19 protein-coding genes are annotated in these 21,649 nt (G+C 64.1%); 14 read left to right on the forward strand and 5 right to left on the reverse strand.

All coding sequences use genetic code 11. The features are described from left to right. Nucleotides 1–77 precede the first annotated feature (77 nt). The 3 genes from NUH88_RS19390 (at nucleotide 78) to NUH88_RS19400 (ending at nucleotide 3,320) form a co-directional block, all read left to right on the forward strand. On the forward strand, nucleotides 78–1,622 hold the full coding sequence (locus tag NUH88_RS19390) for an alkaline phosphatase family protein (RefSeq protein ID WP_257768288.1): 1,545 nt from the start codon (nucleotides 78–80) through the stop codon (nucleotides 1,620–1,622). Nucleotides 1,623–1,699: 77 nt separating this feature from the next. Beyond that, nucleotides 1,700–2,671 (forward strand): alpha/beta hydrolase fold domain-containing protein, encoded by a 972-nt coding sequence (locus NUH88_RS19395; protein ID WP_257768290.1) that lies wholly within the window; start codon nucleotides 1,700–1,702, stop codon nucleotides 2,669–2,671. Between the two features lie 10 nt (nucleotides 2,672–2,681). Then, nucleotides 2,682–3,320 (forward strand): VOC family protein, encoded by a 639-nt coding sequence (locus NUH88_RS19400; RefSeq protein ID WP_257768292.1) that lies wholly within the window; start codon nucleotides 2,682–2,684, stop codon nucleotides 3,318–3,320. Between the two features lie 9 nt (nucleotides 3,321–3,329). Here the strand turns inward: NUH88_RS19400 and NUH88_RS19405 are convergent, their stop codons facing one another. Then, complete coding sequence (locus NUH88_RS19405; RefSeq protein WP_257768294.1) at nucleotides 3,330–4,553, reverse strand: MFS transporter; 1,224 nt, start codon at nucleotides 4,551–4,553, stop codon at nucleotides 3,330–3,332. A gap of 57 nt (nucleotides 4,554–4,610) precedes the next feature. Here NUH88_RS19405 and NUH88_RS19410 point away from each other — a divergent pair, with 57 nt between their 5' ends. Next, on the forward strand, nucleotides 4,611–5,216 hold the full coding sequence (locus NUH88_RS19410) for a class I SAM-dependent methyltransferase (protein WP_257768296.1): 606 nt from the start codon (nucleotides 4,611–4,613) through the stop codon (nucleotides 5,214–5,216). Nucleotides 5,217–5,219: 3 nt separating this feature from the next. Here the strand turns inward: NUH88_RS19410 and NUH88_RS19415 are convergent, their stop codons facing one another. Both NUH88_RS19415 and fghA read right to left on the reverse strand, forming a co-directional pair. Further along, complete coding sequence (locus NUH88_RS19415; RefSeq protein WP_257768298.1) at nucleotides 5,220–6,851, reverse strand: Na/Pi cotransporter family protein; 1,632 nt, start codon at nucleotides 6,849–6,851, stop codon at nucleotides 5,220–5,222. A 26-nt stretch (nucleotides 6,852–6,877) separates the two neighbouring features. Next, complete coding sequence (fghA, locus tag NUH88_RS19420) at nucleotides 6,878–7,732, reverse strand: S-formylglutathione hydrolase (RefSeq protein ID WP_257768299.1); 855 nt, start codon at nucleotides 7,730–7,732, stop codon at nucleotides 6,878–6,880. Nucleotides 7,733–7,910: 178 nt separating this feature from the next. Here fghA and NUH88_RS19425 point away from each other — a divergent pair, with 178 nt between their 5' ends. From NUH88_RS19425 to NUH88_RS19445, 5 genes are all read left to right on the forward strand, one after another. Further along, entirely contained in the window at nucleotides 7,911–9,149 is a 1,239-nt protein-coding gene (locus tag NUH88_RS19425) for a hydantoinase/carbamoylase family amidase (protein WP_257768300.1), read from the forward strand. After that, nucleotides 9,149–9,943 carry a 2-keto-4-pentenoate hydratase gene (locus tag NUH88_RS19430; RefSeq protein WP_257768301.1) on the forward strand — a complete coding sequence of 265 codons (795 nt, stop codon included), beginning with the start codon at nucleotides 9,149–9,151 and terminating at the stop codon, nucleotides 9,941–9,943. Before NUH88_RS19425 ends, NUH88_RS19430 begins: the two co-directional genes overlap by 1 nt. Before the next feature lie 202 nt (nucleotides 9,944–10,145). Then, complete coding sequence (locus NUH88_RS19435) at nucleotides 10,146–10,856, forward strand: alpha/beta fold hydrolase (protein ID WP_257768303.1); 711 nt, start codon at nucleotides 10,146–10,148, stop codon at nucleotides 10,854–10,856. Between the two features lie 212 nt (nucleotides 10,857–11,068). Continuing rightward, nucleotides 11,069–12,760: a putative bifunctional diguanylate cyclase/phosphodiesterase gene (locus tag NUH88_RS19440; RefSeq protein ID WP_257768305.1), complete on the forward strand. Its 1,692-nt coding sequence runs from the start codon at nucleotides 11,069–11,071 to the stop codon at nucleotides 12,758–12,760. A 90-nt stretch (nucleotides 12,761–12,850) separates the two neighbouring features. After that, nucleotides 12,851–13,561: a hypothetical protein gene (locus tag NUH88_RS19445; RefSeq protein WP_257768307.1), complete on the forward strand. Its 711-nt coding sequence runs from the start codon at nucleotides 12,851–12,853 to the stop codon at nucleotides 13,559–13,561. A 17-nt stretch (nucleotides 13,562–13,578) separates the two neighbouring features. Here the strand turns inward: NUH88_RS19445 and NUH88_RS19450 are convergent, their stop codons facing one another. After that, entirely contained in the window at nucleotides 13,579–14,781 is a 1,203-nt protein-coding gene (locus NUH88_RS19450) for a pentapeptide repeat-containing protein (protein WP_257768309.1), read from the reverse strand. A 149-nt stretch (nucleotides 14,782–14,930) separates the two neighbouring features. On the opposite strand from NUH88_RS19450, the gene NUH88_RS19455 reads away from it, so the two are divergent. Then, nucleotides 14,931–15,617 carry a 3-oxoacid CoA-transferase subunit A gene (locus NUH88_RS19455; RefSeq protein ID WP_257768310.1) on the forward strand — a complete coding sequence of 229 codons (687 nt, stop codon included), beginning with the start codon at nucleotides 14,931–14,933 and terminating at the stop codon, nucleotides 15,615–15,617. Nucleotides 15,618–15,639: 22 nt separating this feature from the next. Here NUH88_RS19455 and NUH88_RS19460 read toward each other — a convergent pair whose 3' ends face one another. Then, nucleotides 15,640–16,845, reverse strand: coding sequence for a pyridoxal-phosphate-dependent aminotransferase family protein (locus NUH88_RS19460; RefSeq protein WP_257768312.1), 1,206 nt, complete (start codon nucleotides 16,843–16,845; stop codon nucleotides 15,640–15,642). A 217-nt stretch (nucleotides 16,846–17,062) separates the two neighbouring features. Between NUH88_RS19460 and NUH88_RS19465 the strand changes: the two genes are divergently transcribed. The 4 genes from NUH88_RS19465 (at nucleotide 17,063) to NUH88_RS19480 (ending at nucleotide 21,644) form a co-directional block, all read left to right on the forward strand. Further along, nucleotides 17,063–17,767 carry a 3-oxoacid CoA-transferase subunit B gene (locus tag NUH88_RS19465; protein WP_257768314.1) on the forward strand — a complete coding sequence of 235 codons (705 nt, stop codon included), beginning with the start codon at nucleotides 17,063–17,065 and terminating at the stop codon, nucleotides 17,765–17,767. A 110-nt stretch (nucleotides 17,768–17,877) separates the two neighbouring features. After that, nucleotides 17,878–18,360: a GNAT family N-acetyltransferase gene (locus NUH88_RS19470; RefSeq protein WP_257768315.1), complete on the forward strand. Its 483-nt coding sequence runs from the start codon at nucleotides 17,878–17,880 to the stop codon at nucleotides 18,358–18,360. 230 nt (nucleotides 18,361–18,590) lie between these two features. Continuing rightward, complete coding sequence (locus NUH88_RS19475) at nucleotides 18,591–19,556, forward strand: TAXI family TRAP transporter solute-binding subunit (RefSeq protein ID WP_257768317.1); 966 nt, start codon at nucleotides 18,591–18,593, stop codon at nucleotides 19,554–19,556. A 66-nt stretch (nucleotides 19,557–19,622) separates the two neighbouring features. Further along, nucleotides 19,623–21,644 carry a TRAP transporter permease gene (locus NUH88_RS19480; RefSeq protein WP_257768319.1) on the forward strand — a complete coding sequence of 674 codons (2,022 nt, stop codon included), beginning with the start codon at nucleotides 19,623–19,625 and terminating at the stop codon, nucleotides 21,642–21,644. The last annotated feature ends 5 nt before the right edge of the window (nucleotides 21,645–21,649 follow it).

Raw genomic sequence — 21,649 nt, forward strand, 5'->3', positions numbered from 1 at the left:
TTTTCTGTTGAGCGGATCGGGACAAGTTGGCAGCGTTGGGTCCTTGCACGTTACCCTTTTCCCGAGTGCCCTCCGACATGACCGGTCCCGGAAACATCCTCCTGATCACCGCCGACCAATGGCGCGCCGATTGTCTCTCCGCCCTTGGCCATCCGGCGGTGAAGACGCCGAACATCGATGCGCTCGCGGCCGACGGGGTGCTGTTCGAGCGGCATTACTGCCAGGCCGCGCCCTGTTCGCCGGCGCGGGCCTCGCTCTATACCGGGCTCTACCAGATGAACCATCGGGTCTGCCGCAACGGCACGCCGCTGGATGCCCGCTTCACCAACATCGCGCTGGAGGGACGGCGCGCGGGCTACGGACCGGCGCTGTTCGGCTACACGGACCAGAGCTTCGATCCGCGCGCGTTGGCGGCGGGCGACCCTCGGCTCACCACCTACGAGGAGGTGCTGCCCGGCTTCGAGCGGATCGAGCGGTTCGACGAGCAGGCGGCGGACTGGCTGCAATGGCTAGAAGGTGCGGGCGAGGATGTTTCGGACGGGCTCGCCGGGGTCTACGGCTCGGTGTCGAAGCCCTTCACCCGGGCGGACCTGACGCCGCGCTTCAAGGCCGAACATACCGAGACCGGCTTCATCACCGAAAGCTTCCTCGACTTCCTTGGACGGCAGGAGGCGGACACGCCCTGGTTCGCGCATCTCTCCTTTATCCGCCCGCATCCGCCCTTTTCGGTACCGGAGCCATACAATTCCATGGTGCCGGACGAGTTGGTGGAGCTGCCCGTGAGGGCAGCCTCCCCGGACGCGGAGGGGGAGATCCATCCCTTCGTCCGCTACGTGCTCGAACAGGTAAAATCGAAATCCTTCGTGCCGGGCGGCGGCGAACGGCCGGTGATCGACTGGAGCGACGACGAGATCCGCGCCCTCATGGCGGTCTATTACGGCATGATCGCGGAGGTCGACGCCCAGCTCGGGCGCCTCATCGAGGGCTTGAAGCGGAACGGCGCCTACGAAAACACGCTGATCGTGCTGACCAGCGATCACGGCGAGATGATGGGCGAGCACCATCTCTTCGGAAAGCTCGGCTATTTTGAGGGCAGCTACCACATCCCGCTCATCGTCCGGGCGCCGGGAGCCGGCGTCGCGCGCGGGACGCGGGTGACGAAATTCACCGAGTCCATCGATATCGCGCCGACGCTGGCGGAATGGAGCGGGATCGACGTGCCGCTGCAATATGACGGTCGCTCCCTGCTGCCGTTTCTCCGCGGCGAGGCGCCGGCGGACTGGCGCGACGCCGCACATTGGGAGTTCGATTTCCGCGAGGTCGTCAGCGGCAAGCCGGAAGGCGCGCTCGGTCTCAAACTCGATCAGTGCCAGCTCGCGGTACATCGCGGCGAGCGTTTCAAATATGTCCATTTCGCCGCCCTGCCGCCGCTTCTTTTCGACCTTGAGGCGGATCCCGGCGAATTGGTGAACCTTTCGGGGAATCCCGATTACGCGGCGGAAGAGCTCGCTGCCGCGCGGTCTATGCTCTCCTGGCGGCAGGCGATGAGCGAGCGCACGCTGACCGGGATCGAAATCACCTCCGGCGGTCCGGTCGCGCGACCCTTCGCGGATCGGTACTGAAGCGGTGCCGCCGGACCGCTTGGATATGCGCGCATTTGCCTGATAGGCTCGGAAAAAAGATCATCCGGGGACGCAGAATGAGCGAGACGGCCGACTATTCCATCGATCCGCAGATGGCCAAAGCCATGGAGCGCATGGTCGAGATTGCCGAGGAAGGCAAGTTCGAGCCATTGCCGCTCGACCCGGACCCGGTCGAGGCGCGGGTCCGGATGGAAGCCGAACGCGCCTGGTGGAACCAGAAACTGCCGGAGATGGCGGAGATCCGTGAGGAGGTCTTCGAGGGGCCGAACGGTCCGGTCCCGGTCCGTCTGCTCTATCCCGACGTGCCGCGTCCTGCGCCGGTGCTGGTCTATTTCCATGGCGGCGGCTGGGTCGTCGGTTCGCTCGAGACCCATCACCGGGCGATGCGTTATCTGGCTTTGAAGAGCGGCTGCGCGGTCGCCGCGGTGGATTACCGTCTGGCACCCGAGCACAAGTTTCCGGCCCCGCTGGAGGATTGCGTCGCCTCGATCGACCATGTCCATGCCAACGGCGCCGCCTGGGGGCTCGATCCGTCGAAGCTGGCGGTCGGTGGCGACAGCGCGGGGGCCAACCTCGCGCTCGGTGCGGCGCTCTCCCTGCGCGACCGGGGCGATAGTCCGATCCGCTCCCTCACGCTGTTCTACGGCTGCTTCGACCGGGATTTCGAGGACGAGTCCCATACGCTCTTCGGCGACGGTTCCTTCGGGCTCTCGACAGACTCCATGCGCTGGTACTGGAACCACTATCTCAGCGACGAGACCGACGCCGCGAACCCCTATGCCTGCCCGATGAAGGCGGACCTCTCGGGCCTGCCGCCGACCCAGCTCTACCCGGCCGGGCTCGATCCGCTGCGCGACGATTCCGCACGCATGAAGGAGCTGATGGAGGCGGCCGGCGTGCCGGTCGAGTACAAGCTCTATCCCGGCGTCTGCCATGCCTTCATCAACCTGACCCGTATGGTCGACCAGGCGCACGAACTGATCGACGACGCGACCGCGGCGATCCGGCGCAATCTGGCTCTCGGCTGATCGCGCACCTGTGCTGAAGCTCGATCATCTCACCGTCATCGCGCCCTCTCTCGGCGAGGGTGCGGCGCATGTCCGCGACTGCCTCGACATCGATGTCCCATTCGGCACACGCCACCTCTATATGGGGACGCATAACCACCGTTTGCAGCTTGGCGGACGGGTCTATCTCGAGATCGTGGCTCTCGACCCAGCCGGGACCGCGCCGGCACGCGCGCGATGGTTCGGCCTGGACAATGCGGCCAAGGTCCGGGCCGACTGGGAGGCCGGCCGAAGGTTGCGCGGCTGGGTCGCCAACACGGCGAATATCGAGGCTCTCATCGCGGCGCGCGGCGCAATTTTCGGAGAGGCTGTGCCGCTGCCGACAGGCGATCCGAGCTTCGCCTTCGCGATCCCCGTAGACGGCTCGCTCCCGCTCGACGGGGGGGCGCCATCCGTGATCGACCACAAGGACGATCCGACCTCCATGGAGGAGATCCCGGATCTCGGGGCGCGGCTCCGTTCCTTCACCCTCGCGCACCCGGACCCGGACGCGATAGCGGCGCTCTACCGGACACTCGCGATAGACCGCCCGCCGGTATTGGTTCCGGGATCCGAGCTGCGCTACAGCGCCGAAATCGAGACAGCCGCGGGACCGAAAACGCTCACCTGATAAGGTGGGTCAGGCCTCGGTCGCCGCCCGGTCCTTCGGCAGGCGGAGCGTGATCAGGTTGGTGATTAGGATCGACCCGGCCAGCATGTAGAAGACCGAGGCGAGCCCGTAGGCGTCCGCCAGCATGCCGCCGAGGAGCGGCATGACCATCGAGAAGCCGCTTTGCGTGCCGAACATCAGGCTGGTTGCCGAGCCGCCGAGATGGTCCGGCGTCAGGTCCATCATCCAGCTATGCACCACCGGGCGGACCGCATAGAGCACGAAGCCGAGCAGCGAGATGCCGGCGATGAAGGCGGTCTCGCTGCCGAGAAAGGTGAGGCTGGCGATGATCAGGGTCGAGGCGCTGAGCCCGGCCAGCACCACGCTGCGCCGTCCCGCCCGGTCCGACCAGATCCCGGCGACCGGCGTCGCGATCACCCCGCCGACCTGCATCGCCGCCATGGCGATGCCGATCATCACCGGGCCCGAGCCCATGTCGTGGGCGAGATAGAGCGGCAGGAAGGCGAGCAGGCCGGACTGGGTCATCGAGCGGAAGCCGCTCATGACGCAAAGGCCGAGGATCGCGCGGTTTGCGATCACGGTCCGGATGCCGTCCAGATATTCCGATAGCCCGGCCCCCTGTCCCGCATCAGTTTTCGGCCGCGCGGTCTCGTAGCGCCAGAGGCCGACGGCGAGGATCGCCGCGACGGCGAGCACGGGCAGGGCGGAGACCTCCGCCGCCTGCTGCCATCCGAGCGCGGCGATCAGCGCGCCGGCGGCAAGCGGGGCGATCGTGTCGCCGGTGCTGGCGCCGAGCCCGTGAATGGAGAGCGCGTAGCCGCGGTTCTTCGGATAGCGCGAGGAGAGGAAGGAGATCGCCGGCGGGTGCCAGAGATTGCCGGTCACCCCGATGATCGTGACGAGACCGGCGATGGCGAGGAAGGTGCCGGCAAGCCCCATCGCGGCCAGCGCGAGCGCGCCGATGGCGACGGAGAGGATCTGGAACAGCACCTTGCGCCCGGAAATGTCGATCAGCGGCCCGCTGAAGAAATTGGCGGCGAAGGAACTGACATGGAACACGCTGACCAGCGCGCCTGTCTCGGTGTAGCTGAGACCCAGCGTCATCGACAGCGGCGGCAGCAGCAGGTAGAAGGTCGCGGCCGTCCAGTGGATGGCGCCGTGGCCGAGCCCGACCAAAGTGATCGGAATGTTCTCCCTGAGGGTGACGCCGGTCAGGCGCTCGGAAATGGACATGGGATTATCCTGACTTGAGGGCTGCCGGGATGTCGTCCGGCGGCCGGGCACTTCGGAATGACTTCTGAAAATAGCACGCCGGTCCAGTCGTTTGACATGCTAGTTCACGAGATGTTTGCGACGGGCTGGTTCGAGCCGCTACTGTTCGCCGTCCTGCTGCTCGCCGGGCTCTCGATCCTCTTCTACACGCTCCGGACCGGCGTGCCGCCGATGCCGTCCAACCCGATGGCGCGTGGGGCGATGTTCAGGCTCATTCCCGGCGGCGCGCAACCGAAGACGATCTACGAGCTCGGCTGCGGCTGGGGCGGGATCGCCTTCGCGCTGGCGGCGCGCTTTCCGGACGCGCGGGTCATCGCGATCGAGCTCTCGCCGCTGCCCTGGGCGGTTTGCCATGTCCGGCGCCTGTTTCAGCCGCGTCCCAATCTCGAGATCCGGCGCGGCGACTTCTTGCGCACCGATCTTTCCGGCGGCGACCTGCTGTTCTGCTATCTCATGGTCGCGCCGATGACCGCGCTGGAACGCAAGCTGAGCGCCGAGCTGCGGCCCGGTGCGCTGGTGATCGCGAATTCCTTCGCACTGCCCGGCTGGGTGCCGGAGAAGACGGAAGTGGTCACGGAAGCGTCCTACGCCAATATCTACCGCTACCGCGCGCCGGGCCGGTAGCGCTCAATCCAGCTCCGCCTCCAGAGCGGCGTCCTTGGCCGGGCTGTCGATCCGCGGCGGCCCCTCCGTCGTCACCGCGCCGCTCATATGGCTGGCAATGCGCCAGACATGGTAGGCGCAGCGATGCAGCCAGCGGATGCCGTCGAGACGTCCGATCGCATCGTCGAGCGAGAGTTCCCGGGCGGCGGCGGCGCGCGCCGCATCGTCCCTCAGCCGCCGTCTCTCCTCCCGAAGGGACTTCCGCAACGCGTCGAAGATCTCTTCCGCGGCCGCCGGGTCCTGCGCGTCCGTAAAGGTCTTGAGAGCGGCGGCGAAGTCCCGGCGCGCCTGCTGGAGCGCCGGATCGCGCGCGATTGTCTCGATCCGCCCGCTGCGGCCGACGCGGTGGAAGAGACGCCGCAGGTGATCGAGCGCATGCATCGCGGCGACGAACCGTCCGGGATCGGAAGCGGGGTCGAGCCGTGGCTGGATGTCCTCCGCATAACGTTCGGCTTTGCCGATCGCATCTCCGATTTCCGCCAAATCGGATTCCGACCGGTGCCGGACCGGATCGGTCATTGCCTGCTCGATCAGATCGAACAGACGGTAGGAACACTCACCGAGCGTGCCGGCGAGCGCGTCCGTCGCGGCGCTCGTGTCCGGCAGCAGGTTGCGGTCGAGACGACGGGCGAGATCCGCGCCGTCCTCCGGAATCAGCCAGAGGATCAGGCGCGCGAACCGGTGGGTGAAAGGCAGGATGAGGAGCACCCCGAGCGTGTTGAAGGCGGAGTGGAAGGCGACCAGAGCGACCTGCTCCGAGCCGACGACAGCGGGGTCGGCGAAATGCGCCGCGATAGCGGCGAACGGCGTCAGAAGGCAGAACGCCATTAAGCCGGTCAGCAGGTTGTAGACGACGTGGGCGGCGCCGGTCTGGCGCATCGCGGAGGATCCGCCGACCGTGGCCAGGATTGCGGTGAAGGTGGTGGCGATATCCATACCGATCACCATTGCCATCGCCTGCGGCAGGGTGATCGCTCCGCTGCCGAGCGCCACCATCGCCGTCGCCACTCCGGCACTGGAAGACTGGGTGACCAGGGTGATCGCGGCCCCGATCGCGACCAGCTGCAGGCGGCCGAGAAGGGTGTCGGAGGGGAAGTCGGCCGGCGTGACCGCGCCTTCGAAGAGCTGCATGCCCTGCTGCATGGTGTCGAGGCCGATGAAGATCAGGCAGAAACCGGCAAGTGCCCAGCCTGCCTGCGCGGTGCGGGCGCGCCCGAACATCTTGACCAGCACCGCGATCAGCAGAACCGGGAGCAGGATCGCGCCGAGCTTCAGCTTGAATCCGATCAGCGCGACCATCCAGCCGGTGACGGTGGTCCCGATATTGGCCCCGAAGATGATCCCGAGCGCCTGCGGGAAGCTGAGCAGGCCGGCCCCGACGAAACCGACGGCGGTCACCGTGGTCGCGCTGGAAGACTGGATAACCGCGGTGGTCAGCGCGCCGGTCGCGGCGCCGGAGACCGGGCTGTTGGTGAAAGCCGCGAGCAGCCGGCGCTGGCTATCGCCGATCAGGCTCTTCAGCCCGTCCGTCAGGATCAGCATCCCGATGAGGAAAAGGCCCACTCCGCCAATGGCAACCGCTGCGCTCGCGAGCATGGTGTCCGTTCAGTCCCCCGTGCCGCTCAGAAGCCAAGGCGCTCGGCGTGCCAGCGCAGGTGGTCCTCGATGAAGGTAGCGATGAAATAGTAGGAATGATCGTAACCCGGCTGGCGGCGCAGCGAGAGCCGAATACCCGCTGCATCGCAGGCGGCCTCCAGCAATTCGGGTTTCAACTGGCCCTCCAGAAACCCGTCCTCGAGTCCCTGGTCGACGAAAATCGCCGGCACCCGGGCGCCGTCCTCGATCAAGGCGCAGGCATCGTATTCGCGCCATTTCGCCCGGTTCGGCCCGATATAGCCGGTCAACGCCTTGTCGCCCCAGGGGCAGCGCATCGGAGCGCAGATCGGCGCGAAAGCGGAGACCCCCTTGAAGCGCTCCGGATTGCGGAGCGCGATGGTCAGCGCGCCGTGCCCACCCATCGAATGGCCGGTGATCGCCTGCCGTTCCATGTCGAGCGGCAGGGCCTGTCCGACGAGCGCCGGCAATTCAGTCTCGATGTAGCTGCGCATCCGGTAATGGGCCGACCACGGCGCCTCGGTCGCGTCGACATAGAACCCGGCCCCGAGGCCGAAATCGTAGGCGCCGTCCGGGTCGTCGGGAACCTCGTCGCCGCGCGGGCTGGTGTCCGGCGCGATCAGCGCGACCCCGAGCTCGGCCGCGACCCGCTGCGCGCCTGCCTTGACGGTGAAATTCTCCTCCGTGCAGGTCAGGCCGGAGAGATACCAAAGCACCGGGACGTCCATCTTATCGGCCTGCGGAGGCAGAAAGGCGGCGAAACGCATCTCCGTGCCGGTCTCCTCCGACCGGTGCGTATAGACAAACTGCTTGCCGCCGAACGCCTTGGCTTCGGAAACGGTCGTCAGGCCCGGTGCACTCATCTTCTCTCTTCCTATTCAGGGTATCTTGCCGGGAGGCTACACCAAGGCCGGATGCCGATAAACACGGCGTCGCCTTTATGGCGCCGAGAGGCAATGAAGGGTCCCTTTCGGGTTATCGGGGTTATGTCCGCCACCTTAGATCTCTAGGATGCGGGCTCAGCCGGATAAGAGGGACCCCATGCCGAAAATCAATGCCGAACGCCTCCTGAACGATCTGAAGACGCTGCGCTCGATCGGCGCGGTCGAGACCGGCGTGGTACGGCCTGCGCTCAGCGAGAAGGATCTCGAAGCGCGGCGCTGGCTGAAGCAGCGCTTCGAGGAGGCGGGGCTCGACACCACGCTGGACGGCGTCGCCAATGTCATCGGACGCTCCACGAAAAACGGCCCGGCGCTGATCGTCGGCTCGCATTCGGACACACAGCCGCGCGGCGGCTGGCTCGACGGTGCGCTCGGCGTGATCTACGGCCTCGAGGTCGCGCGGGCGCTCGCCGAGGATCCGGAGACCTCCGATCTCGCGGTCGATGTCGTCTCCTGGCAGGACGAAGAGAGCCGGTTCTATGGTTGTCTCGGCTCGCGCTCCTGGATCGGCGTGGCGGACTCAGAGGTCGAAGCGAAGGCCACCGACCGGGATGGCGTGAAGCTGACCGACGCGCTGGCGGCCGCGGGCCTTACGGACGTGCCGCGGGCGCGGATGGAGGAGGGGCGCTATGTCGGCTACCTCGAGGCGCATATCGAGCAAGGCGCCTGGCTGGAAGAGGCCGGCGAGCAGATCGGCGTGGTGACCAGCATCGTCGGTATCCGCGGCATGACGCTGACCTTCGAGGGCGAACAGAACCATGCCGGGACCACGACCATGGCAAGGCGCAAGGACGCGGCGACGGCGCTCTTCAAGGCGGCGAGCCGGATCCACGAGGAATTTCCGAAACACGCCAAGCCGACCACGGTCTGGACCATCGGCCGGGTCTCGATCGAGCCGGGCGCGGCCTCCATCGTGCCCGGTTATGCCGAGCTGACCCTGCAGTTCCGCGACAGCGAAGACGCACTGCTCGACAAATACGAGGAGATCGTCGAGGAGATCGTCGCCGCCATCAACGCGGAGGGCCGGGTGAAGGCCGCCGCGACCCGAAACCGTACGCCGGTGCGGCCGTCGGACATGGACGACGGCTTCCAGCAGCATCTCGCGGCGGCCGCCGAGAAGACCTCGCCCGGCAAATGGCGCCGGATGCCGAGCGCGGCGGGACACGATCCGATGGTGCTCGTCGACGCGCTGCCCTGCGCGATGCTGTTCATACCGTCGATCGACGGGATCAGTCACGATTTCGCCGAGGACAGCCACGAGGAGGATATCGTCGCCGGCTGCCAGGTGCTGGCGGATGCCGCGGCTTCGATCCTGAAAACCGCGCAGGAGAAGAGTTAATGACGGAGAACGACCGCATTCCGAAAGCCGTCGACTGGCTCGCCAAGGCCCGCCTCGGCGGCGGGCCGACCGAGCGGCTTCCCGACGAACTCATGCCCGTGACGGAAGCGGAAGGTTACGCTCTGCAGGCCCGGCTGAACGCCCATCTGACCCAGGCCGGGTTCGGGCCGGTGGTCGGTCACAAGATCGGCTGTACCACGCCGGTCATGCAGGATTACATGAAGATCGACCATCCCTGCGCGGGTGAGATCTTCGCCACGATGGAATTTCACGAGCGCGCCGACGTCCAGATCGATCTCTATCACCGGATCGGGATCGAAGTGGAGATCGGCGCGCTGCTGTCGCACGAACTGGTGGCCGACGGGCCTTTCGATCGCGACAATGTGGGCGGCTATGTCGAGGCGATCATGCCGGCGGTGGAATTGGTCGACGACCGCTACGCGGACTGGCGATCGCTTCCCATGCCGATGCTGGTCGCCGACAATTTCTTCAATTCGGGCGCGGTGCTCGGAGCACCGGTCCTGAACTGGGAAGGCATCGATCTGCCGGGGATCGCCGGAAGCCTCTATATCGACGGAGAAGAGGCGGGGACGGGAACCGGCGCGGACATTCTCGGGCACCCGTTCGAGGCGCTCGCCTGGCTCGCCAATCTGCGTCAACAGCAGGGCTGTCCGCTTCAGGCCGGAGAATTCGTTCTCCTCGGCAGCGTGGTGAAAACGGTTCATTTCGATGCGCCGGCCCGTTGCGTCGCCGATCTCGGCGAACTTGGCTGTGTCGAGGTCAATTTCCTCTGAGCCACCGGGTGAGCGCCGCGATTCGCTCGTGCGATCACGTGAGATGCGTGCGGCGGCGAAAACCGTTCTGCCCTTGTTCGTGCCAAGCGTTCCGCGCGTCTTGTGCTGCACACATCGCGGTGCCAACATTTTCCAGGCTGCGCCGGCACATGGCATTCCGCCAATTCGGCTAGATGGAATTCGGATCTGAGACGGGATTGATATGGCAACTTTCGTACTCGTTCACGGGGCATGGCACGGCGGATGGTGCTGGCGGCGGGTCGCGGACCGGCTGCGTGCGGCGGGACACGATGTCTTCACCCCGACCTTGACCGGGCTCGCGGACCGTTCTCATCTTTTGACCCCCAATGTAACGCTGCAGACCCATGTGCTCGACATCGCCAATCTTCTCGAATGGGAGGATCTGAACGATGTTGTGCTGTGTGGCCACTCCTATGGCGGGATGGTGATCACCGGCGCAGCCGACCGTCAGAGCGAGCGCATCAAATCGCTCGTCTATGTGGACGCCTTCGTGCCTGGTGACGGCGAGTGCGCGATGGATTCCCGACCGCCGGAACGCGTGAAACTCGCCTATGAGCAGGTTCGGACGGTCGGAGAGGGCTGGTGGATGCCGCCAACGCCCGCCGCGTCCTTCCGTGTTAACGAAGCGGATCAGGCCTGGGTAGACTCGAAATGCACCAACTTTCCGATCGCGTGCTTCACCCAAAGGCTGTATCTGACTGGCGCGGCTGATCGGGTCGCGTCGAGATATTACGTCCGGGCTGCGGGCTACAAAGCGCCTCAGTTCGATGCCTGCGTCGAAAGACTTGCCGGCGTTCCGGGATGGACGGTCAGCGAAATGCCTTGTGGGCATGACATCATGGTCGACATGCCGGAAGAGCTGACAGCGCTTCTCGCAGAGGCAGGATGCTAGACTGTGGAGCGTCCCGATCTTGCCGAAGCTGGTCACAAAGACGCGTCGCGCTCCTGTTCCGTATTCTCTCAATACGGGAACTCCCGTGACGGTTTGTGCGTTTACGGATTCTTAGGAGCCTTAACCCTAAAAGGTTTGATCAACGAGTTTTGCGTCCGACCCGCTTGCCGGGACAACGTTGCCCGCTCCCGGTCCGCTCATAGGACCCGATCATGAGTAGTTTGGACATTGCCGGACAGTTCAGTGCTTTCGATGCGTTGAGAGACGGAGTCTTTCTGATCGATTCCAATGGGCTTGTGGTCGCGGTGAACGAGGCCGGCACGGAAATGGTCGGCCTGGAACGGATGCGTCTGGTCGGTACCCCGATCCAAAAATATTTTCCCGATTGCGAAAGCGTTCTTCAAAGCGGTGACGGCGACGTTGTCGAGCTTAACGGTCGACGTGCGGACGGTGGCGCGATGCTCGTCGAAGGGCGGTCGACAGAAACGGCAGATGGGGGCAGAACCTGTTCGATCCTGGTCCTCAGGGATCGCCGGACCAGGGTTGCGCTCGAAGAGAAGCTCGTCTGGGCGGCATTCAACGATCCCGCAACGCGGTTGCCAAATCTCCTCGGCTTCTGCAGCCATCTGGGTCAGCGGCTGCAGACTGGCGATTTTGCCGGGGGCGGCCGCGAAATGGTCGTTGCGATATCGCTCGGGCGGCTAGGTTTCTTCGCAGGAACGCTCGGCGAAGCCACCCGCGCGCGGATTGTGCGGGAAGCGGGCGACCGCCTTGGGCGTCTCGATGCTGTCCTTGAAGTGGCGCTGCTGGACGACTCCACACTCGGTGTGATTGCCGCACTTGGGCAGGATGAAGACGCGATCGACGAGTTCATCGGCGCGCTTAGAACTTGTGTGGAAGTCAGCTATTCTCCCAGTGAGAATGCAGCGCGCATCGTGCCGCATTTCGGCATAAGCCGGATCACCGACCTGCAGCTGGACCCGGAGGATATCGTCCGCAAGGCGCGCTTTGCCTTGAACAGCTCCATGCAGAAAGCTCAGGGAAGTGTCGAGATATACCGCGACGAGACTCACCGGGCAGCGGTTGAGAACCTGGTCGTGGAACACGATCTGCGGCGCGCGATTTCCGAGCGTCCGGAAGAGTTCTGGCTTGCCTATCAGCCGAAGGTCGATTGCGATACCGGCGAGCTTGTGGGGTTCGAGGCGCTGCTGCGCTGGAACCACCCGAAGAGAGGGAAGGTTCCGCCGAACGAGTTCTTTCCCGTTGCCCGCCAGGCGGGCATTGCCTCCGATTTGACCGATATCGTTCTGGAGCGTCTCGTTTCCCAACTGAAGGAATGGCGGGATGCGGGGCTCCGGACCGTCCCTGTCGCGTTCAATATCGCGGCGGACGACGTACGCGAGGGCCGCCTTGTTCCGATGCTCGACCGTATGTTGCGCGAGGCCGATTTGCCTCCGAGCATTCTCGAATGCGAGCTCACGGAAACCAGCATCGTTGCCGATGTGACCGCTGCGAAGAAAATATTCGAAAAGCTGGTGGCAATGGGACTCACCACGGCCGTGGACGATTTCGGAACCGGCTATTCTTCTCTGGTTCACCTCACCGACCTGCCGATCAACGTGGTCAAGATAGACAAATCTTTCGTGCAGACGATGGATACGAGCACGGGTAGCAAGGCGATCATTCAGGCGATTATCGCCATGACATCGGCAATGGGATCTGTCTCGATCGCGGAAGGTGTCGAAACGCATGCCCAACTGCGGGAGATCCGCGATCATGGCTGCAGGCTCGTGCAGGGATATCTCTTCGACCCGCCTTTGACGCCGGACGCCGCCGCGGACCGACTGGCGGAAAAACGGCCCTATGCTGCGCGTCTCCAGCCGGATATGGCTTTGCTGGTTTAGGGTGCGGTCGATGGCCTCTCCGTTACATGATATTGATCCGGTTCCGGCAAGGGACAACCGTTCGGCAATCTGTAGCGCGGAGACGGAATAGTGTCAGAGGGCGAAGAGGGGAAACCGGACGACGCGTGCGCTGATCCAGCGCCGCAGACCGCCGCCTCCGCGATCTCGGCCAGTGCCGCGAAATCGGCTGCGGCCGCCCGGGAGGACAAAGGTCATGCCCCGGTTGAAGGCATTGACTTCACTTATTTCCTCTGGCTCGCGACGGTTGCGACGGCGATTCTTGCGTCGGTGAGTTTGCTGCTTGCGCTGGCGATTTACGTCATCAATTTCATATTTGGTTTGATTTGGGATTCGCCGCTCTTCGCGGGTGCCAACTATATCGGCATCATGCGGGTCACGGGGTTCTTCGCTGTGATGTCCGTGGTCGCGCATGCCTTGCGACTGCGGATGATAGCGCTCGCTAAGGCGACCCAGGCAATTCCGTTTCCGGATGAGATCGTTGCAGCGCCGAATACCGGAGACCCGAGCATCGATAAATTCGAATGCGTCGGTCGGGTCCATATCCATGTCTACGAGAACGAGGTGGCGGACCTCATACTGGCCAACAGGTCGCGAATTCAACAGGCTCTGGCGGCGGCGCTGGTCATTGCGATCAGCGACCCGGTTGTCCGCTATTCAAAGGATAAGATCGAACACACATTGCGGATGGGGCTCGGCAGTCTGCTGCCGTTGAAAAGCATTTCGCAGGTTACGCTGTCGGAACTGCGCCACCGCGCCCGTTCCATGCGTCCGCCGGAATAAGAGCGCCGAATATCTCCTCAGGACGCCTGGCGCGGTTCGTCCAAGAGCACGAGATTGGGATCGAGAGGGGCGAGCAGGGCGTTCTCCAGATTCGCCGAGCGCAGATTCGTTTTCCGCACCTTGCCGGCCTTGCTGCCGTCGCTGGCACTTATCGGCGCGGGCTGGATCACCGCATCGGTAAGATCGGCGCCCCTTAGATTGCAGCCCCACAGATTAGCGCCCGAGAGGTTACAGCCTTTCAGACTGGCCATCTCGAAATCGGAATTCGCCAGATTGGCGAGGATCAGCATGGAGCCGTTGAATTGGGCGCCGCGGAAGCTTACACCCCGCATTTGTGCTCCGCTCAGATTGAGATTCCTGAGATCGGCATTGTCCAGATTCGCGCCGTCGAGATCGGCGCGTGCGCCGCGCGCGCCCCCGGTCGTCACCCAGAAATCGTGGTCGATCAGCTGGCGGTGTAGCTCGACAGATACCGGGTCCATGGCGCCATGCAGACGTACGACCGTCATATCGACACCCGACAGGTCGGTGTCCTTGATGCGGGCGCCGATCATGTTGGCGCCTTTGAGCAGCGCTCCTTTCAGATTGGCGCCGCTCAGATCCGCGCCGGTCGCGACGGAGCGGCTGAGATCAGCGGCGTCGAGGGCAGCTCCAACCAGCTTTGCGTTCCGCAGCGTCGCACCGCTGAGGCGGGCATGGGAAAGATTTGTGCGCTCCAGATTGGCGCCGGAAAGGTCCGCGTCCTCGAGAATCGCGCCGGTCAGGTCCGCGCGCTCCATATTTGCCTGATGCAAGCAAGCATGGGACAGGTTGAGCGGTGTGGCCTCGCTGTCGGCGCCGGACCAGGAGGTCTCGGCCACCCGGCCGCGGGTGCGGGTCAGGTTTGCGCCACGCATGTCCGCGTCGGTGAAATCGACCGAGGCAATGATGGCCGCGCTGAGATTCGTCTTCTGGAGTTTTGCGCCGCGCAAGTTCGCGGACATGAGATCGGCGCCGGAAAGATCCGCTCCGGAGAGGTCCGCACCTTCCATGTTCGCGCCTTGCAGGTTCGCTCCGCGCAGCATCACGCGCTGCAGCTTCATCTGCCGCAAGTCGGTGCCAAAGAGATTCGTATCGGACAGGTCCGCCGGACTGCCCGCGGTCGGGTCCTCCAGCCACAGCAAATGCTGATGAAGCGTGTGCTCCAGAGCCGTCTTCGTGATGTATTGCAGAGTCGTCATGAGCATACGATATGGGAGCAGCCTTAATGTTTGGTTAAGTGAATCGCGAGAGCAGCGATATTTTGCTGCCGGAATGCCCTCTGGACGGAGGGGCGGCGCCCCGGCATAAAGGCGTCCAGATTCGGGATTGGAAGAAGAAGGGACCGGCCGTGGCGATTAACAAGGTCGTCCAGACCCGCGCGGAAGCCGTGCAGGGTATCGGGGACGGGAGCACGGTACTGATTTCGGGATTTGGTGCGGCGGGCGTTCCGACGGACCTGATTCATGCCTTGCTCGATCAGGGCGCGCGCGATTTGACGGTTGTCTCCAACAATGCGGGGACCGGCGACCGCGGCCTGGCGGCACTTTTGCGCGAGGGGCGGGTGCGGCGGATCGTCTGCTCCTATCCGCGCTCGGCCGGATCCATCGCCTTCGACGAGCTTTACGCAGCGGGCAAGATAGAGCTTGAGCTGGTGCCGCAAGGGACGCTCAGCGAACGCATGCGGGCGGCGGGTGCCGGCATCGGGGCCTTTTATACGCCGACCGGGGTCGGCACGAAGCTTGCGGAAGGCAAGGAAGTCCGCGAGATCGATGGCCGAGAGTATGTGCTGGAATATCCGCTGAAAGGCGATGTCGCGCTGGTCGAGGCGGAAAGCGCCGACCGCTGGGGAAATCTCACCTACAACAAGTCGGCACGGAATTTCGGGCCGGTGATGGCAATGGCCGCCGACCTGACCATCGTCGAGGCGCGCAATATCGTCGAGCTGGGTCAGATGAACCCGGAAACGATCGTCACGCCGAGCATTTTCGTGGACCGCGTATTCCACGTTCCGGCGGAAACCGCTTCCGCCGCCTGACTCTTCTCGGAAAGAACCGGGATCACCCGTCCCGGTTCTTCTTCCGTTCCGCCACCAGATAGTCGATTGCCTTGGTGACCCCGCCCGGCTCGTACGGCACGTCGAGATAAGACAGTGTCGCTTCCACGGAGGCCAGCGCGCCATAGAGCAGGGCCTCGTTCATGTCGCCCATATGGCCGATCCGGAAGGCGCGGCCGCTCAGGTTGCGCAGACCGCCGCCGAGCGCGCATTGCATCTCGTCGCGGCAGACATCGCGGATCTTCGCGCCGTCGATGCCTTCGTTCAGCAGAATGGTGGTGACACCATCGGCGCGCTGAGCGGCATGGATCGCGTTCAGCTCCATGGCGCCTGCCTTGCCCCAGTGCTCGACACAGCGATGAGTCGCGGTGGCGAGGCGCTTGTGACGGGCAAAGACGTTCTCGAGGCCTTCCTCGAGCAGCATGTCGAGCGCGGCGCGGAGCCCGTAGAGCTGGCTCTGCGGGCTGGTGCCGCAGAAGGTGCGGTAGCTTTCCGAGGCGAGGCGCAGGGACCAATCCCAGTAGCGGCGCTGCGAGGTCGCTTTCTTGTGCGCCTCGAGCGCTTTCGGCGAGGCCGCGACGAAGCCGAGACCCGGCGGCATCATGAGGCCCTTCTGGGATGCGGTGACGGCGACGTCGACGCCCCACTCGTCCATCCGGAAGTCGGTGACCGCAAGGGTCGGGATGGTATCGACCAGAAGCAGGGCCGGATGTCCGGCCTCGTCGATCGCCTTGCGGATCGCGGGAATGTCGCAGGTGACGCTGGTCGCCGTGTCGGTCTGGACGATCAGGAGCCCCTTGATCTCGTGGCTCGTGTCGGCGGCGAGCCGTTCGCGGATCTTCTCCGGGTCGATTGCCTGGCGCCAGTCGCCCTTGATGGTTTCCGTGCGCATCTGCAGCGCTTCCGCCATCTCGCCCCAGCCGGTCGAAAAGTTCCCGAGCTCCGGGACCAGCAGCAGGTCACCCGGCGACATGGTATTCACCAGCGCGGCTTCCCAGGCGCCGTGGCCGTTGGAGGCATACATGAAGATCTCATGTTCGGTCTTGAAGATCTTCTTGATGTCCTGGAAACAGGACTCGATCACGGCCAGAGGTACCGGATCGCTCAGATCCATCGGGTTGCGGACCATAGCCTGCAACACACGTTCCGGCACATTGGTCGGGCCAGGGGTATTCAGAAGATGCCGGCCGCGATGAACGCTGTAAGACATAGTTTACTCCCGGTTCGGTCGCACTGCTTCCCGGGCGGGGTCTCCCTCGTCCGGGTTTCGGTGCAATCCGCGAATTTCTTGGGTCGGTCCGCGAAGAATCCCGCTTAACGGGGATGCGGATGGAGTTATAAGTTCCCCCGCACGACGCGGCAACACTTCAAAACCGGGGTTTTGCCGTTATTATGTGCCCGAATTCGAACCCAACCGGAGCGCCGATATGGCACTGGAAGCTGTGGCCCAGGACGAGGCCGTCAAAAAACTGACGCGAAATCAGGTAGCTTGGCGGGCCGCGAACGAGATTCCCGACGGATCCTTCGTCAATCTCGGTATCGGACTGCCGACGACCTGCGCCAACTTCATGCCGGAAGACCGCGAGATCGTTCTGCATAGCGAAAACGGGATCCTCGGCGTCGGCCCGGCCCCGGCAGAGGGGGAGGAGGATCCGGAGCTGATCAACGCCTCCAAGGATCCTATCACGCTCGTTCCCGGCGGTTCCTTCTTTGTCCATTCGGACGCTTTCGTGATGATCCGTGGCGGGCATATCGACCTTGCCCTTCTTGGCGCGTTCGAGATCTCAGCGGACGGCGATCTCGCGAACTGGACCACGGAGAACCCGAATTTCCCGCCGGGCGTCGGCGGTGCCATGGACCTCGCAGCCGGGGCGAAGCAGGTCTGGGTTCTAACCGATCATGTCACCCGCAAGGGCGCGCCGAAGATCGTGAACAAATGCAGTTATCCGCTGACCGCGCAAAAAGTCGTCACCAAGATCTTCACTGATCTTGCGGTGATCGATGTGGCGCCGGACGGCCTGGTGGTGCGCGAGATGGTCGAAGGCATGACGCTGGAGGCGCTGCAGGAGCTGACCGAGCCGAAGCTCACCCTCGCGCCGGACTGCAAGGTTCTGACCGCGCCCGCACTCTGATCCCTTTCACATGCATGTCCGCACAGGTTGACTCGTCCGGCATCCACGGTTTCACTTCGTGGCCGAATGCGGCGCCATGTCGGCGCCGGTGCCGGGGGCGTGCTTAAGTCATGGATGCGGTGGAGATTTTTCCTGCCCACGAGAGCGACAGGGATGGGCTGACGGAGCTGGTCCGTGAGCTCAAGAACTACGAACGCTATCTGCACCAGGCGCGGCAGCCCGGTGACCGGGTGGCCGCGGACCATGTCGATTATCTGATCGCCTCGGCGGAAGAAGGCGGCGGGGCGATTTTCATTGCCTGGGTCGGCGAGGATATCGCCGGTTTCGTCGCCGGCTGGATGGCGCTCGATCAGGATCCGCTGAATTTCCCGGAACTCGCCTCACACGGATACATTTCCGACATCTTCGTGCTGCCGCGCTGGCGCGGCAAGGACATCGCCCAGCAACTGCTCGGCGCCATCGAGGCCCATCTGCGCACACAGGGCGCGCGCCGGCTTCGCATTCATTCCCTCGCACGCAATGCGGCCGCGCTCGCGGCCTATCGCGGCTGCGGCTTCGATCCGCTTGAGATCGTGCTCGAAAAACCCCTCTAGGGCTGCGGGCAAGCTTCACATACCCATTGGCGCCAAGCGCGGATTTCCGCCGAATTTCGGCTTACTTGTGCGCAATCGTATGCCGCCTCTTTCCAATAGAGAGGCAATTTCGCGCGGTGGCGGCCTTGCACCCAGTCCCCATGTTCGGGACTATGGGCCCCGAGACGGAGCCGTACAGGCGGTGCCGTCACTGAATGCGGCCGGAAAGGCCGTTCCTATGGGAGGAAATTATGAAGCAAGTCCTGAAGGCGGCGCTTGTCGCCGCGCCCTTGGCGTTTGCCGGTACTGCCGCCGACGCCGATACCTTCGTCCGTATGGTTTCCGGCCCGGCCGGCGGTTCCTGGTATCCGCTCGGAGCCAAGATCATGCAGGTCCTCGGCGAGGAAGTTCCCGGCATCGCCACCTCGAACACTTCCGGCGGCGGCATTTCCAACGTCAAGGCGGTCGATGGCGGCGATGCGGAGATCGGCTGGTCCTACGCGCACACCTCGTATAACGGCTATGCCGGCCGCGGGAAGTTTGACAGCAAGCATGAGAATGTCCGTCACTTCGCGACGCTCTATCCCGCGACTTTCCAGGTCGCGGTGAAGGCGGATTCGCCGATCAAGACCTTCGAGGACATGAAGAATGCGAATATCAGTCCGGGTAAGGCCGGCTGGACCGGTACCGCGTTCGCCGAGTCGATCCTGAAGGCGTACGGCTTCGATTTTGCCAAGGTCAAGGAGAACGGCGGCACCGTTCACTACGTGAGCTACACGGAATCCGTCGCCCTGATGAAGGACGGCCATATCGACGTCTTCATGGCCGCGACCTCCGTGCCGCAGGCCTCTTTCATCGAACTGCAGCACAGCCCGGGCATCCGCTTCGTCGGCCTGCCGCAGGCGAAGCTCGACCAGATCATCAAGGACAATCCGGGCTACATCACCGGCTCGATCCCGAAAGGGTCCTATGAAGGCCTCGAGGCCGACATCCCGTCCCTCGGCATCGTCACCAACATGGTGGTGAGCAAGGACCTGCCGGACGACATCGTCTATCAGATGTGCAAGTCCTTCTGGAAAAACCACGCCACCTTCGCCGCGGTGAAGAAGGTCTGGAACCGGGTGAAACTGGAAGACGCGCTCAACGGCGCCGCGATCCCGGTCCATCCGGGGGCGCAGAAGTGCTACGACGAGCTCGGCGTCAAGGCCGCCAGCTAAGCGTCTGACTCTCGCGGACCGGGCTCCGGCCCGGTCCGCTTCTCATTTCAGAACATCGGACCGACCATGAGCGAAGCCAGCCAACCGGCGGCGGCCGGACGCCTTGAGTACGAAGAGGTCAAGGAATACTCGTTCCTTGAGGAACTCCTCGTCTCCAAGCGCGTCAACCTGACCTACATCATCATGCTCGTGTGCTGCACGATCAGCATCGCACTGGCGCTCTTCCATCTTTTCATCGCGCTGTACGGCACGCCGGAGGGACGCTCGTTCCGTTCGGTCCATCTGTCGGTAATGCTGGTTCTCGCGATCCTGGTCAATCCGCTCTTCCGGTCCTCCCACAAGGATCCGATCCTGCAGTCGGGCGATCCGCGCAATCTCCTGCGCACGGCCGGTTTCGGCATCGACATGGTGCTCGTCGCGCTGGTAATCGCGGTACAGGTCTGGACGCTTTGGGACATCGACGCGTTCCAGATGCGCCTCGGCTCGAAGGACCCGACCGACATGATGTTCGGCGGCATCCTGATCGCGCTGGTGCTGGAGGCGACCCGCCGCGCCGTCGGCATCGCGATGGTGTGCGTCACCGGCTTCTTCATCGTGCACACGCTGTATTCGCATTATTTCTTCGGAATCTTCTACGGCCCGCCGACGCGCTTCGCGAAATATATCGATGTCATGTTCGTCAGCAGCAACGGCATCTTCGGGATCCCGCTGCATGTCGCGGCCACCTACATCGTGCTCTTCATCGTCTTCGGCGGCGTGCTGATCCGCTCCGGCGCCGGGCGGTTCTTCATCGACCTCGCCGTCGCGCTGACCGGGCACCGGATCGGCGGCCCGGCGAAGGCCGCGACGCTGTCGAGCGCCTTCATGGGAACGGTCTCCGGCTCCGCCGTCGCGAATGTCGTGACCACCGGCTCCTTCACCATTCCGCTGATGAAAAAGACCGGCTATCGCGGCAAGTTCGCCGCGGCGGTCGAGGCCTGCGCGTCCTCCGGCGGGCAGATCACCCCACCGATCATGGGGGCCGCCGCCTTCATCATCGCGGAGAACCTGCAGGTCAGTTACTTCACGGTGATCATCGCCGCCGCGATCCCGGCCTTCCTCTATTTCGTCACGGTCTATTTCATGGTGCATCTGGAGGCCGAGAAGCACGGCATCGAGAGCATCCCGGCAGAACGTCTGCCGCAGGTGATGGAAGTCCTGAAGGGCGGCTGGCACCTGCTCCTCTCGCTGGTGATCCTGATCGCCTTCCTGATGATGGGCTATACGCCGATGAAGTCGGCCTTCTGGGGTATCCTCAGCCTGATCGCGCTCAGTTTCTTCCATCCCGGAACGCGCATGAGTCCGGTCGATATTCTGGCGGCGTTCGAGACCGGCGTCCGCTCCACGGTCGCGGTCACGGTCGCCTGCGCCTGCGCCGGCATCATCATCGGTTCGATCTTCGCCTCCGGATTCGGCCTGAAATTCACCCAGTCGGTGATCGACATGTCCGGTGGCAACCTGCCGCTGCTGCTGACGATGACTGCGGTGGCCTCGATCCTGCTCGGCATGGGGATGACGACGACGGCGGTCTATATCACCGTCGCGGCCCTGATCGTCCCGTCGCTGGAGCAGATCGGCGTCAATATCATCGCGGCGCACATGTTCGCGTTCTATTTCGGCGTGGTCTCGACCATCACACCGCCGGTGGCGCTCGCCGCCTTCGCCGGAGCCGCGATCGCGCGCACGCCGCCGATGGCAACAGCTTTCGAAGCGACCAAGGTGGGTATCGCGAAATATCTGGTCCCCTTCGCCTTTATCTATAACCCGTCGCTGCTGATCGAAGGGCCGATCTGGATGACCGTGGTCTCCACCGCGCTGGTGCTGATCGGTCTCTGGGTTCTCTCGCTCGGGCTGGAGGGGTGGTGCCGCGGGCGGCTCGGCCCGGCACCGAGGGCGGTCCTGCTGCTTTCCGCCCTATTCCTGATGGTTCCGATTACCGCCGCGCCGTTCGGCATCCCGGGCGCCGTGATCGTTGCCGCCGGGCTGATTGCCTCGGGCGGGATCTACTTCTGGCGCCGGTCCGTTCCCGTCGGCCAGCCGGCGCAATAGGAGGA

It is taken from the genome of Nisaea acidiphila (assembly GCF_024662015.1).
Taxonomy (GTDB): domain Bacteria; phylum Pseudomonadota; class Alphaproteobacteria; order Thalassobaculales; family Thalassobaculaceae; genus Nisaea; species Nisaea acidiphila.

Bases quoted from the DNA above. Each gene is read 5' to 3' on its own strand.
- NUH88_RS19390 (WP_257768288.1), top strand. From the start codon at position 78: ATGACCGGTCCCGGAAACATCCTCCTGATCACCGCCGACCAATGGCGC.
- NUH88_RS19395 (WP_257768290.1), top strand. From the start codon at position 1,700: ATGAGCGAGACGGCCGACTATTCCATCGATCCGCAGATGGCCAAAGCC.
- NUH88_RS19405 (WP_257768294.1), bottom strand. From the start codon at position 4,553: ATGTCCATTTCCGAGCGCCTGACCGGCGTCACCCTCAGGGAGAACATT.
- NUH88_RS19410 (WP_257768296.1), top strand. From the start codon at position 4,611: ATGACTTCTGAAAATAGCACGCCGGTCCAGTCGTTTGACATGCTAGTT.
- NUH88_RS19415 (WP_257768298.1), bottom strand. From the start codon at position 6,851: ATGCTCGCGAGCGCAGCGGTTGCCATTGGCGGAGTGGGCCTTTTCCTC.
- fghA (WP_257768299.1), bottom strand. From the start codon at position 7,732: ATGAGTGCACCGGGCCTGACGACCGTTTCCGAAGCCAAGGCGTTCGGC.
- NUH88_RS19425 (WP_257768300.1), top strand. From the start codon at position 7,911: ATGCCGAAAATCAATGCCGAACGCCTCCTGAACGATCTGAAGACGCTG.
- NUH88_RS19430 (WP_257768301.1), top strand. From the start codon at position 9,149: ATGACGGAGAACGACCGCATTCCGAAAGCCGTCGACTGGCTCGCCAAG.
- NUH88_RS19435 (WP_257768303.1), top strand. From the start codon at position 10,146: ATGGCAACTTTCGTACTCGTTCACGGGGCATGGCACGGCGGATGGTGC.
- NUH88_RS19440 (WP_257768305.1), top strand. From the start codon at position 11,069: ATGAGTAGTTTGGACATTGCCGGACAGTTCAGTGCTTTCGATGCGTTG.
- NUH88_RS19450 (WP_257768309.1), bottom strand. From the start codon at position 14,781: ATGACGACTCTGCAATACATCACGAAGACGGCTCTGGAGCACACGCTT.
- NUH88_RS19460 (WP_257768312.1), bottom strand. From the start codon at position 16,845: ATGTCTTACAGCGTTCATCGCGGCCGGCATCTTCTGAATACCCCTGGC.
- NUH88_RS19465 (WP_257768314.1), top strand. From the start codon at position 17,063: ATGGCACTGGAAGCTGTGGCCCAGGACGAGGCCGTCAAAAAACTGACG.
- NUH88_RS19470 (WP_257768315.1), top strand. From the start codon at position 17,878: ATGGATGCGGTGGAGATTTTTCCTGCCCACGAGAGCGACAGGGATGGG.
- NUH88_RS19475 (WP_257768317.1), top strand. From the start codon at position 18,591: ATGAAGCAAGTCCTGAAGGCGGCGCTTGTCGCCGCGCCCTTGGCGTTT.
- NUH88_RS19480 (WP_257768319.1), top strand. From the start codon at position 19,623: ATGAGCGAAGCCAGCCAACCGGCGGCGGCCGGACGCCTTGAGTACGAA.